This is a genomic window from Candidatus Micropelagos thuwalensis (assembly GCF_000469155.1).
Taxonomy (GTDB): Bacteria; Pseudomonadota; Alphaproteobacteria; order RS24; family RS24; genus Micropelagius; species Micropelagius thuwalensis.
Window position 1 is genome coordinate 693,950 of the sequence record NZ_AWXE01000001.1, and the last position, 12,993, is coordinate 706,942.

At 42.6% G+C, this 12,993-nt stretch carries 13 protein-coding genes and 1 tRNA gene; 7 read left to right on the forward strand and 7 right to left on the reverse strand.

The annotated features are described in order from the left end of the window. Window positions 1-3: 3 nt before the first annotated feature. Genes RS24_RS10095 through RS24_RS03345 form a run of 4 tightly spaced genes read right to left on the reverse strand, consistent with a single transcriptional unit; the run spans window position 4 to window position 2,794 of the window. A complete protein-coding gene (locus tag RS24_RS10095) occupies window positions 4-783 on the reverse strand; it encodes an FAD-dependent oxidoreductase (protein WP_021776775.1) in 780 nt (259 codons plus the stop codon). Window positions 784-788: 5 nt separating this feature from the next. Continuing rightward, on the reverse strand, window positions 789-1,286 hold the full coding sequence (locus RS24_RS10100; RefSeq protein WP_021776776.1) for an FAD-dependent oxidoreductase: 498 nt from the start codon (window positions 1,284-1,286) through the stop codon (window positions 789-791). Between the two features lie 15 nt (window positions 1,287-1,301). Next, window positions 1,302-2,450 carry a mechanosensitive ion channel family protein gene (locus tag RS24_RS03340; protein ID WP_021776777.1) on the reverse strand — a complete coding sequence of 383 codons (1,149 nt, stop codon included), beginning with the start codon at window positions 2,448-2,450 and terminating at the stop codon, window positions 1,302-1,304. A gap of 8 nt (window positions 2,451-2,458) precedes the next feature. Continuing rightward, entirely contained in the window at window positions 2,459-2,794 is a 336-nt protein-coding gene (locus RS24_RS03345) for a DUF1491 family protein (RefSeq protein ID WP_021776778.1), read from the reverse strand. 121 nt (window positions 2,795-2,915) lie between these two features. Here RS24_RS03345 and RS24_RS03350 point away from each other — a divergent pair, with 121 nt between their 5' ends. From RS24_RS03350 to RS24_RS03370, 5 genes are all read left to right on the forward strand, one after another. Further along, the gene (locus RS24_RS03350) at window positions 2,916-3,332 is read left to right on the forward strand and encodes a SufE family protein (RefSeq protein ID WP_021776779.1); all 417 of its coding nucleotides are present in this window, start codon (window positions 2,916-2,918) and stop codon (window positions 3,330-3,332) included. Window positions 3,333-3,474: 142 nt separating this feature from the next. Next, a complete protein-coding gene (gene msrB / locus RS24_RS03355; protein WP_021776780.1) occupies window positions 3,475-3,903 on the forward strand; it encodes a peptide-methionine (R)-S-oxide reductase MsrB in 429 nt (142 codons plus the stop codon). Continuing rightward, the gene (locus RS24_RS03360) at window positions 3,896-5,998 is read left to right on the forward strand and encodes a S9 family peptidase (RefSeq protein WP_021776781.1); all 2,103 of its coding nucleotides are present in this window, start codon (window positions 3,896-3,898) and stop codon (window positions 5,996-5,998) included. The genes msrB and RS24_RS03360 overlap by 8 nt, the downstream gene beginning before the upstream one ends. Before the next feature lie 9 nt (window positions 5,999-6,007). Beyond that, on the forward strand, window positions 6,008-7,243 hold the full coding sequence (locus tag RS24_RS03365; RefSeq protein WP_021776782.1) for a serine hydrolase domain-containing protein: 1,236 nt from the start codon (window positions 6,008-6,010) through the stop codon (window positions 7,241-7,243). Between the two features lie 97 nt (window positions 7,244-7,340). Continuing rightward, window positions 7,341-8,318, forward strand: a complete 978-nt coding sequence (locus tag RS24_RS03370) for an NAD(P)H-dependent flavin oxidoreductase (RefSeq protein WP_021776783.1) — start codon at window positions 7,341-7,343, stop codon at window positions 8,316-8,318. A 137-nt stretch (window positions 8,319-8,455) separates the two neighbouring features. Here RS24_RS03370 and RS24_RS03375 read toward each other — a convergent pair. Continuing rightward, window positions 8,456-8,530, reverse strand: a tRNA-Gln gene (locus tag RS24_RS03375). Between the two features lie 47 nt (window positions 8,531-8,577). Further along, window positions 8,578-9,678: an SMP-30/gluconolactonase/LRE family protein gene (locus RS24_RS03380; RefSeq protein WP_038300636.1), complete on the reverse strand. Its 1,101-nt coding sequence runs from the start codon at window positions 9,676-9,678 to the stop codon at window positions 8,578-8,580. 155 nt (window positions 9,679-9,833) lie between these two features. On the opposite strand from RS24_RS03380, the gene RS24_RS03385 reads away from it, so the two are divergent. Continuing rightward, window positions 9,834-10,328, forward strand: coding sequence for a nuclear transport factor 2 family protein (locus RS24_RS03385; RefSeq protein ID WP_021776785.1), 495 nt, complete (start codon window positions 9,834-9,836; stop codon window positions 10,326-10,328). A 49-nt stretch (window positions 10,329-10,377) separates the two neighbouring features. Continuing rightward, window positions 10,378-11,319: an MBL fold metallo-hydrolase gene (locus RS24_RS03390; RefSeq protein WP_021776786.1), complete on the forward strand. Its 942-nt coding sequence runs from the start codon at window positions 10,378-10,380 to the stop codon at window positions 11,317-11,319. Between the two features lies 1 nt (window position 11,320). On the opposite strand, the gene RS24_RS03395 is transcribed toward RS24_RS03390, so the two are convergent. Beyond that, on the reverse strand, window positions 11,321-12,958 hold the full coding sequence (locus RS24_RS03395; RefSeq protein WP_021776787.1) for a long-chain-fatty-acid--CoA ligase: 1,638 nt from the start codon (window positions 12,956-12,958) through the stop codon (window positions 11,321-11,323). Window positions 12,959-12,993: the final 35 nt, after the last annotated feature.

Genomic DNA, 12,993 nt, shown 5'->3' on the forward strand with positions numbered 1-12,993 from the left:
ATTTTAGCCGAGGCGATCACTCACATATGATCTCTTAATTTTATAGGGCTTTACATCCAACGCTGTCTCCCGGCCTGCTATCATATCGGTTAACAGCTGTGCCGTACCATGAGATAAAGTCCACCCTAATGTGCCGTGGCCTGTGTTGAACCAGACATTTTTTAGGGTCTCAGCTTCCCCGATAATTGGCGCGCCATCAGGCGTCATAGGTCTAAAGCCTGTCCAATTCTCAAATGATTGATAATCAGCTGCATTGGGGAACAACTCTTCAAGACGGTCGCGTGCCGCAGCGGCTCGACTGGTATCACAGACTTCATCACTCCCTATTTCTGCGAAACCTGCGACCCGCAAACGCATCCCAAGACGACTAATCACAAGCCGGTGCTTCAAGTCGGTACATGACGCTATTGGCACTCGGTTCTCGTCAATAATCGGAACCGTGACCGAATAACCTTTGACTGGCAAAACCGGAATAGTCATCCCAATTTTTCTGGCAAGCGCCCTGCTTGCTACCCCGGATGACAAAACCACCCGATCAGCAGAAAAGCCTCCCTTTTCCGTCGATACCCCCTTCACACATCCACGCTGAGACACAAAATCCGTAACCTTACAATCAGTGTGTATTTCAACACCGCGATTTTCCAATTCTGCAGCAAGTTTCTTTGCAAAAATACGCGCGTCCCCACTTTCATCCGAGGCGCACATAACAGCGCCCGCGATCAAATTTCTCTCTACGGCAGACATAAATGCCGGGTCTTTTGCCGCTAATTCAGAAGGCTCCATCCAAATTAATTTTCGTTTTTATGATTTTTTGCAAAATAATGACGTGCCGCATCAGCCTCTTTTTGACTGTCGATTAATCTTATTATTCCTTTTTGACTATCATCATATGAGAATTCATTACCGAGGGTAGATCTGGTCTGCTGCAATCGCGATAAACTGTAAGTTGCAAGACGCAGATTTCTCTCTGTACCGGCAGATAAAGCCCGCCCTCTACAATTGAGAAGAAACAAATAAAGCCAATGCCACTGCGTAATGTCTAATCTGGGGCGGAGTCGAAACGGCGCATCATTACGTCCTAACCAACGCATCACCTTAAATGGAACAGAAGGCGTGGCCCATGGCGCACTATCAGACACTGCAATTTGTCCACCATTAGCATAGCTTGTCTGACCAGCTATATCCTGCCCCGCCTCTAGAAGAGTGACCTCATGACCATCATTTACTAATGCCCAGGCAGAGGTAACGCCGACAATACCGCCGCCAATTACTATAACTCTGCTCATGAGATGCACATATGGTTAGGTTTCTTCTTTATTTACGGTCATGTCTACGGGCGGGTTAGCAACCATTCCCTGAGCTTGCACCTCTTGGTAAATTGAAACACTCGGAAACGCAAACGCGGTTCCAGCATTTTCAACAATTTCTTTGATAGCAATCGTCAGCCTATCCTTATGCGCCAGCCATGTCTCCCAATCTGTCTCAACAGTAAAGCAATAAATTATCAAATCTATGGAGCAATCATTAAAACTATCAATATATACAAAACATGGCGGCTGAGGCCCTGAAAGAAACGCATCGTCATCTTTCAACCATTTTAGAATTTGATCTCTCACCTTTCGGAGTTGCATAGAAGTTGTGCGATATTCCAACCCGACTTTCCAATAAATACGGCGGTGCGTCATTTGTGAATAATTAACCAAAGCATGATCGGAAAACATATTATTTGGCACAATCACCGGAACGAGATCAAATCGCCTTACCCGCGTTGACCGAAAGCCAATCTGCTCAATCGTGCCGGAAACAACACCATCAACTTCAATCCAGTCCCCAATGGCAAAGCGCCTTTCTACCAAAATAGAAATCCCGCCCAGTAGGTTTTTAAATAAATCTTGTGCACCAAGTGCTACGGCAACGCCGAACAAACCAAAACCAGCAATGATTGGCCCAATTTGAATACCCCAAATTTGCAATACTGTCGCAAGACCTGTGAGAATAACCCCCCAATGCGATACAGTAACCAACCAATTCACAATTTCTTTTGATAAAATATTTTCGAGATTATGGAGTGTATAAGAAAGCGGGGTAATAGCTGCATAGAAAAACCAAAACAGCCCAATGGCTACAAAACTTTTAAGGAGCATTTCTGCTATTACAGCAGGTAGTCCCCCTAATTGGAGATACTGAACAGCGAAAAATAATCCAATAACCAGAAAAAAGAATTTTAATGGGCGTTCAAGTGCAACAATCAGCAAATCGTCAATTTGCGTTTCCGTCTTAGCAGCCAGTCGATTAATCCGCTGTAAAACAAATCTTGAAAAGAGGCCACGCAAAAAAGCAAATGATAAGAATATCAAAAATGCGACCAACATTTTTTCCATACCAATACCAAAGCTACTGGTTTTCCAAACATCTACAATCAGTTCAATAAAGCTTAATAAGGTTTCCATAAATTCATTTAACGGAATTTTTTAACCGTTTCCTCCAAAAAATGTCGGCCGAGGCGATCTTCTATTTCAACAACCCATAAATCCGGATCAATGCACAAATCCTGTTCAATCAAGGTATCTATCGTTTGATTATCTGTTCCACTTTCCACCCGTTCTTGCCAAATACGTTGACCTTCAGGCCCAAGAATGGGTGAAAAAAGGCTTGATGACCCATCCAGATTATTCACCCGAACAAGACAATCCCCAGCATCCTTATCCCCACGGTTAAAAACAGTTGCCATCGCACCACCAACAGATGCCCGCATAATAAGTGCCTGCACCCAAATTTCGGTTTTTAATCGCATGTAAAACCTTGCTGCATTATATATCTTCTGACGCATAACATAATGACGAAATATGCGTCAAAACTTGCCCGAAGGGCATTTCGGAATTAATTCATGTTTCGAATACAGAAAAAGGTAAATCATGTCATTGGAAAACTTACTTGAAGATTTTGCGCTTTTTGATAATTGGGAAGATAGGTACAAGTTTATAATTGAGCTTGGCGCCGGTCTTGAGCCTCTATCAGATGAAGAACACAATGAGATTAACAAAGTCCCAGGATGTGTCAGTCAAGTTTGGCTTGTATCTGAGGGTTCATCAGATAATATCCAATTCAGAGGAGATAGCGACGCACATATTGTAAAAGGGCTTGTTGCGATTTTGCTTTCTATTTTTTCCGGAAAATCTGCTCATGAAATAATGGAAATCAATGCACAGGCCATTTTTGAGAAACTCGGCCTTAAAGATCATTTAACCCCGCAAAGATCAAACGGATTCTATGCAATGGTTTCAAAGATTCGAGCTGATGCTGAAGCCTTTGACGAATGCAGAAATCCATAATACTTTTGAAAACGCCTCAAATTAAGTTCAAACTTTCCTAAACAATACAGCTTATAAAACAAGCAGAAACTTAAATTAATTTATGATCCGTAAAATACCAAAAATTATCCCTCTCAGCTTCAATGTATGACATTATAAAATCATGACATCAGACACCCATAAAAAATGGCCTATACATAAAACCCGCGAAGAATGGTTGGAGAAACTCTCTCCAGAGCAGTATTATGTAACGCGAGAAGCTGGCACTGAAATGCCCTTTAAAGGGCCGTACCTTGATGATAAATCAGAATGTACTTTTCATTGTGTTTGCTGCGGTACACCGCTTTTTTCATCACAATCCAAATTTGATAGTGGCACTGGCTGGCCGAGTTTCTTTCAGCCCGTTAATTCGCAAAATATTGCTGAAAATACTGATACATCGCATGGCATGACACGAACTGAGGTATTATGCAGCCAATGTGGCGCACATCTTGGGCATGTCTTTCCCGATGGACCCAAACCAACAGGTCTCCGATACTGCATTAATGGCACAGCACTTGATAAAAAAACGAGTAGTCAAAACGATGAATAAACCGCAACCCCGCCCGCCGGTTGCAAAAAAAATCAATACCACCAATACGCGGCACAAGATTACTAGACATGATGAATATGCATGGATGCGGGATGATAACTGGCAAGATGTACTTCGCAATCCGGACAAACTTCGTCCAGATATTCATGACCATTTAAAAGCTGAAAACAGCTACACAGATGAGGTTCTAAAAACCAGCGCATCACTCCGCGACAAAATCTACAATGAAATGCGCGGACGAGTTAATGAAAATGACACCTCACCTCCTTTACCCAAAGGCGACTGGGCATGGTTTTCGAAATATGAGACAGGCCAAGAGCATCAGCAAATTTGCCGCCAAAAAAGGACATCAACTCAAACGAAAAAAAACCCTGAGATTATTCTGGATGCAAACAAAGAAGCTTCAGGACTGGATTATTTTAAATTAGGCGAAACTGCCATTAGCCCAAGTCAAGAATATTTGGCTTGGTCTCATGATGCCAAAGGATCGGAATATTTTACTATTAAAATCAGAGAAATTGCTACAGGTAAAGATTTATCGGATATCCTTACTAACACATCCAGTGTAATAGCTTGGTCGCTTAATGCGCGGTTTATTTTTTATATTTTACTGAATGAAAATCACAGACCCAGCAAAGTCATGCGTCATAAAATCGGCACCAGTCAAGCAGATGATGTCTTGGTTTATGAAGAGGAAGATGCCGGGTTTTTCGTTTCGCTTTCCCAATCTAGAAGCGAGAGTTTAATATTCATTTCGGCTCACGACCATGAAACCTCAGAGGTTCATATGATTAATGCGGCGGATCCGGAACAGAAACCTGTTACCATTGCTCCCAGAGAGCCCCATATAGAATATGAAGTCAGCCATGACGCTCAACGCAACCGACTTATCATTCTGACGAATAAGGATGCGGTTGATTTTCGCCTTATGTGGGCAAATATTGAGACACCTGATAAGTGGCACGAACTGGTTCCTCATAAAAAAGGCACGCTTATCCTAAAAGTTGCGACTTATGAAAATTTTATTGTCTGGCTATATCGAGAAAAAGCTCTTCCAAAGATTAATATTTTATCTACTGAGACAAATTTGGTGACTGAAATCGCATTTAAAGAAGAAGCCTATGATTTATCACTGGACATGGGGCTTGAGTATAATACGAATATGGTGAGGTTCATCTATACCTCCATGACAACACCCAGACAGATATTCGATCATGAGATGTCAACCGGCAAAAGGAATATGGTTTATGAGCAATCTGTGCCATCCGGTCATAACGCGCAGGATTATATTACAAAACGCCTATGGGCACCTATTGAGGGTGTAGATCAAGAAATCCCAATCACCATACTGTATCATAAGGACACTCCATTAGATGGCTCCGCACCTGTTTTGCTTTACGGATATGGTGCTTATGGAATTTCTATTCCAGCAAGTTTTTCGGGCAATCGCCTATCTCTAGTAGATCGTGGATTTATTTATGCCATTGCCCATATTCGGGGCGGTAAGGAAATGGGGTTTGATTGGTTTCTGCAGGGACGCAAAGAAAACAAAATTAATAGCTTCAAAGATTTTGCCGCCGCCGCAGAGTATCTCATCGATAATAACCTCACGCAAAAAGGCAATATCACCATTCATGGCGGGAGCGCTGGGGGGCTTCTGGTTGGTGCAACGTTAAACTTAAAACCAGATTTATTCCGCGGCGCGGTCGCTGAAGTACCTTTTGTGGATGTTCTGAACACAATGCTTGATGATACCTTACCCCTTACACCCCCTGAATGGCCCGAATGGGGAAACCCGATTTTAAACGCCACTGATTATCAAATGATTGCAGAATATGCGCCCTATGAAAACATCTCGAAAAAAGCATATCCACATATACTTGCGACGGCAGGTCTGACCGATCCGCGTGTTACTTATTGGGAACCAGCAAAATGGGTTGCCAGATTACGCGACAACCGCTCAGATGATGGTTTAACTCTATTGCGGACCGAAATGTCTGCTGGGCATGGCGGGAAGGCCGGAAGGTTTAACCAACTCGAAGAGCTTGCAATGGTTTATGGATTTGTGCTTTCAATCCATCAAATAAGCAACTAATAAACCTCCATGCTTGAAAATATCTCCCATTATGGATTTGACCCTGAATTTCTTATCCGCGCTCTTGATAATCTTTCAACAAAATATGTTGATAGCGGCAAACTTTCTGGATTTTCAGTCTTAATAGCTAGAAACAGCAATATTGCAGGTATTTATCACACTGGCTTCAGTGCTATGGGCGATGAAAAAGAAGCCGCCTTCCCCCTTAAAGAAGACAGCATTTATCGTATCTACTCTATGTCCAAACCGATAACGGCTTTTGCTATGATGCGCTATGTCGAACGCGGGCAGATTAAACTTGATGATAAAATAAAGAATTACATTCCAGCATTTAGTAACCCTCAAATTTGGGTATCGGGCGACACAAGAGACTTCACCACACGGCAATCAGAAAAAGATATTAGCGTCTTTGACCTTTTAACCCATCAATCAGGCCTGACTTATGATTTTTTAGGAGAGCATCCAATAGATGCACTTTATCGGCGCAAACAACTTACCGGAGGCAGGGCTTGCAGACCTTCAGTTGAAGAATTTGTAAATGAAATTGCGGCAATGCCTCTTTTATTTACCCCTGGAGAAAAATGGAATTATTCTTTCTCTCTGGATGTCGTTGGACGCATCATGGAAGTAGTAGGCGGAAAAACGCTCGATAAAATTTTACACGAAGAGGTTTTTGAACCTCTCAATATGAAAGACACCGGTTTCACCCTTCCTGCTGATAAAGCCGACCGTATGACACATCTTTATTTTAAGGATCATCGAAAAGGCCTTATTCGTTGCATTGATCGCGGAAGGGAAACAACTTTTTTAAAACCCGCAGAAATGTTAGGCGGTGGTGGCGGCCTGCTATCTACCCTGACAGATTATTATAAATTTTGTCATATGCTTGAAAGTAACGGCACAGTTAATGGCACCACTCTTTTATCCAAAAAAACATTGGATATCATGCGCTCCAATCAATTGCCCGGCGGAGCAACCATGAAAGAAAAGGCCGCCTGCAATTTCAGTGAAAGTAATATGGAAGGCACTGGCTTCGGTATCAGTTGGTCAATCACTACAGACCCAACAACGGAAGGGAATTATACTTCCAGAGGTACTTATTCTTGGGGCGGTTTGGGCAACACCTATTTTTTCATAGACCCTATCGAAAAAATCAGCGTAATTTTGATGGCTCAGATTGTTCCTTATGGTATCTATCCCATCCGCACGGAATTAAAAGAAATCATCTATAAATCCCTAAAGTAAAATCGCGCACTAAATTAACGATATCTAACTGTTAATTTTTTGTTGCCAGCTAGGTTTCACTGATTATGTTACTTTTTATATTGTATGGGAATTAAAAATGTTACCAGATATTTTAAAAGATAATTTACGCATTCCAGTCATTGGATCGCCAATGTTCATAGTTTCAAATCCAACGCTAGTAACGGCTCAGTGCAAGGCGGGTATTGTAGGCTCTTTCCCAGCACTTAATGCCCGACCACAACCACTGCTGAAAGATTGGATTAGACAAATTAAAGATGATCTAGCTGCATATAAGGAAGAAAATCCTAAAGCAAAAGTTGCCCCCTTTGCGGTCAATCAGATTTGTCACATTACTAATGACCGCCTCATTCCCGATATGGAAACATGTGTAGAAGAAAAGGTGCCTATTATCATCACCAGCCTTCGTCCACCTCAAGAAATTGTCGACGCAGCGCATAGCTATGGTGGGCTGGTCTATCATGATGTCATTAACATGCGCCATGCCCGTAAAGCAGCAGAGGAAGGTGTAGATGGCCTAATTCTTGTCGCGGCAGGCGCAGGTGGTCATGCAGGCACGTTGAGCCCATTCGCAATTGTTCGCGAAGTTAAAAAATGGTTCGACGGAACGATTCTACTGTCCGGTGCAATTGGCGACGGATTTTGTGTAGCTTCAGCGCTAGCTATGGGTGCAGATTTGGCCTATATCGGCTCCCGCTTTATCGCCACCAAAGAGGCGAATGCAGAAGAAGAATATAAACAAATGTTGGTGGATTCAGCTGCAGATGACATTGTCTACTCATCCTTGTTTACCGGCGTACATGGAAATTACCTAAAGCCATCAGTTAGCAAAGCCGGTTTTGATCCTGATAATTTACCAGAAGCCGATAAAACCGCCATGAACTTCGGTTCTGGCGGAAATACTGATGCAAAAGCTTGGAAAGACATATGGGGTTGCGGCCAGGGCATTGGCAACATTGAAAGCGTAGAAACAATTGGTGATGTTGTTGATAGCCTTGAGGCTGAATACAAAGAAGCCGTTGCTGAGTTGCATAACAAAGAAAGATTGCTAGGTTAGACTTTTCTTCCAACCAGTATTTTTTATAAATCTGAACGCTTTACCCTACAGTAACTGAACCAATCTATGAAATGCACGGGGAATAGTATCAGCATTTAGATAAAAAGTTATGCGTTTACAAAGAGCATGTGTAGAGGTGGCTGGGGTGGCAGGATTCGAACCTGCGCATGGCGATACCAAAAACCGCTGCCTTACCACTTGGCCACACCCCAATATTCCTGCGTTTTATAACCTGAGCCGTTAACTTGGTCTAGTGCAATTATGGGCTTGTTGGAGAGGGTATAATACCTAACGCGTTATTTTGCAAACTCGACAAAAATAACAACCCATTTTTTTCTTTAACATTGGTAACTGCATAAATATCTGAGTGACGAGCATCCAGCGCATGCACCACCTTCCCGTTTTGATCCAGATATAAAGCCCATGTTTCTTCCCATAAGGGTTCAAATTCAATGAGCTTCATAATCCTGAAAACGAGTTTCCGCATAAAAGATGATGGCATCAATTTATCCAAGGTTTTATCGCGACCATTCACCAGCGCAATCCAGAAGCCTCCATCAGGCGCCCTTGTAATATTGTCGGGATACCCGGGTAGATTCTCCGCAAATATCTCTGCCTGCCCTGCTTTCGGGCCACTTATCCAGTATTTTTGAACCCTGTATCGATATGTCTCGGCAATAAGAACAAAGCTCTCATCTTCAGCAAGGGCCACACCATTAGCAAAATGCAAACCATCCAACACAATCTCGGTTTTACCTGTTTTAATATCATAAGTAAGCAATCGACCGGCGGCTGGTGTTTCCATCCCTTCATAAACCATATCGTGAATTCCATGACGTGTAGAGGCATCGGAAAACCAGACAACACCATCGCTTGAAATATCAAGATCATCAGCAAAACGAATAGGTGTCCCATACACCTCATTGGTAAGTGTTTTTAATTCCCCTGTTTGGGTAAATGCCAACAAACCCAAAGGGGCGTCACAAATAATTAAATCACTTTGCACACCTGTGATAGTTTCACGCGCAAATTGCATTGCCAGCGGACGTCCACCCGTATTGAGGATATCTGTAAAATCGTTGGTTTTGGGGTCAATCGCAATTATCCGCCCGTCTGAAAGACCTGAAAAAATAAACCCATTATCTGCAATCGCACTCCCCTCAGGTCCGTATCCATCAAGCTCGATTAATCGCGCATCTGCAAGGCGGTTATTTCTTTCAAAGGGGAACATACCAGCTGGATTTTTCTCTGGCGTCCAGACTTCAGGCGAAATCCCTACTGGCCAGAAAAATAAATAACCAATTGGCAAAGACACCAATATCAATATCGCCCCAAAAATATTTTTTGCTTTAAATGTCAATAACCTCTCCCCTTGATTAAAATTACCATACATTTTGGCCGTCTTTGTGTAACCCCGATAAATTCCCTCTATTGGCAATATTTCTGTCAACAGGTATAAATTTTAGAACGAAATAAAAATATCCATAAAGACAGCATGAATTTATGAGGGATAACATGTCTTACGATTACGAAAATATCGAACAAATTAAACAACTTAAATACAGATATTGCAGAGGTATTGATAGCTGTAATATTGAAGAGCTTGGGCGCGTCTTTACAGAAGATGCCCGCATTAATTATCAGGGTGGAAGCTATACTTTTGAAGCCGAGGGTAAAGAGAATATCCTCACAGCTATGAAATTTGCGTTTCATGACAAGCTTGTATCTTGCCATACCGTTCATATGCCCGTCATTGAAATAACAGGCGAAACCACCGCCAAAGGCCAATGGCGCTTGCTAGATTATGCAATGAATCTGGCTGAAGACAATAAAGTTACTGTCGGTGGCGCTGAATATGTCGATGACTATGTGAAAAATACTGACGGAGTCTGGCAAATCAAGCAATCAGTATATACACGCGTTTATGAACAGGTCTTCCTGCAGGATAACCATAATCTTACCCATTACCAACTTGGGGGTGGCGTGGTTAAAGGCGAGTTCTCAATATAGTAACGCAACTGGTTTCTTCAGAACCGCGAAAAAGCGAAAGGGGTTTAGCTTGGCGATACCTTATGTATTTGAAGATGAAATTGAACATGGGGTATGCAAACGCCTAACCCCACTCATCAGACGTGTCATTTGTAACAATCCCGGCCCTTTCACCTATACCGGAACCACCACCTTCATTGTTGGAAATGGGGTTGTCGCCATAATTGACCCCGGCCCGAAAAATTATACACATTTAGATGCAATTTTTTCAGCTTTAGGCCCAAGTGAAGTCGTAAGTCATATTTTGGTCACGCATACACACAGTGATCACTCGCCTTTAGCAAATGCCCTTAAAGAGAGAACAGGCGCCAAGATATGTGGTTTTGCAGAAATAAATAAAAACCGACTAATTAACAAAAGCAGGATTGATACAAAAGTCGCTATAGAAGATGCGAATTTCGTTGAAATGGAAGAGGCAATCCAGCGAGATTTCAACCCAGACATCCCACTTCAACATCAAGATATTCTGAACGGGCCAGACTGGACACTTGAGGCGTTATATACGCCCGGACACATAAATAACCATTTATGTTTTTTACTGCATGAAGAAAAGACAGTGTTCACCGGAGACCATATTATGGGCTGGGCGACCAGCGTAATCGTTCCACCAGATGGCAACATGGCAGATTATATGGACTCTCTGGAGCGTTTATTGAGTTACGACATCGAAATCTTACGTCCTACTCATGGCCCAGCGATTGAAAACCCCAAAGCTTTCATCCAAGCCTACATAACCCATCGACAAAAGCGTGAAGAACAGATTCTTGGCCAACTCGCCAAAGGAACAACAAAAATTCAAGATATGATTCCAGTGCTATATGCCGACACCGACAAACGGCTTTATCCTGCTGCCGCTATGTCTGTTCTGGCGCATCTCGAAGGGCTTGTGCAAACCGGCAAAGTTATCTGCAAAGATGAGATAAAATTGTCTTCAGATTTTCGATTAAAATAAATTAGGCGTCATTTGCCGTTGGCAGCACATAATCTTTGAATTGCTCGCGCAGTGCCAACTTCTGAATTTTTCCAGTCGCTGTATGAGGAATTTCTTCAACAAAAACCACATCGTCCGGCATCCACCATTTGGCAATCTTACCTTCCATAAAGCCCAATACATCCTCACGAGACAAATCCGCATCTTCTTTTTTAATCACAATAAGAATTGGACGTTCATCCCATTTCGGATGTGCCACCCCAATGACTGCAGCCTCAACAATATCAGGATGCCCGACGGCAATATTCTCAAGCTCAATGGAAGAAATCCACTCCCCCCCTGACTTCACAACATCTTTTGAACGATCCGTAATTTGCATAAACCCGTCAGCATCCAGGGTGGCCACATCACCTGTATCGAAATACCCCTCTGCATCGAGTATTTCGCCGCCATCATCCTTCATATAAGTTTCTATTATAAAAGGCCCCTTGACCTTTAAATTCCCGAAAGTTTTGCCGTCACGTGGTAATTCGTTTCCATCATCATCGGTAATTTTCATCTGAACAAGATAAGGCGGACGCCCCTGCTTCACTTTTATATCGACACGTTCATCAAAGGAAAGATCATGCATTTTTCCTTTTAAAACACCCATCGTCCCCAAAGGTGACAATTCGGTCATGCCCCATGCATGGTTCACATCTACTTCATAATCTTTTTCAAATTTCTCAATCATCATGCGCGGTGCCGCCGACCCGCCAATCACGACTGTATCTAGATAAGGCAGTTTGAGATTTTGTTCTTCAAGATGTTGCAGCAACATAAGCCAGACCGTAGGTACGGCAGCAGTAAAACTCACCTGCTCTGCATCAAGAAGCTCAAATATACTCGCCCCATCCATTTGAGGGCCTGGGTTAACCATGGCGGCGCCAACCATCGGACACGTAAAAACCAGCCCCCATGCATTGGCATGGAACATTGGAACAACAGGCATCACAACAGATTTACTGCTCAGCCCCATAACATCTTGGCTGACAGCAACCAAAGAATGTAAAACATTAGAGCGATGAGAATAAATGACACCTTTTGGGTTTCCCGTTGTACCCGAGGTGTAACAAATGCCACAGGCGTCATTTTCATCAAGCTGTACCCAACTGAAATCACCATCATGTGCATTTATAAGTGTCTCATAACAATGGACATTATCAAATGTTGTTTGAGGCATTTCATCTTCATCGCAATAAATGATGAACCCTTTGACGGTATTGAGCTTGTCTTGAAGCCCCTCAAGAATAGGTACGAATGTCAGATCGACAAAAATATACTTATCTTCCGCATGGTTGATAATATAAATAAGTTGATCAGCAAATAATCTTGGATTGAGAGTATGATAAACGCCACCTATCCCGGTAATTGCGTACCAACTCTCGAAATGTCTATGATTATTCCAAGCCAAGGTAGCAACAACATCTCCCTTATCCAGTCCAAGCGACTGGAGGGCCTGTGACATTTTTCTGGCTCTTAAATGTGCTTCAGAATAGGTTTCCCTATGGATTTTGCCTCCAACCAATCGAGAAACGATTTCAACATCTGAATGATAAATATTCGCATGATCAAGAATATCATTAACCAGCAATGCCGATGTCTGCATTCTTCCAAGCATGTTTCCCCCACTAACTTAACTTGACGCTTAACTAT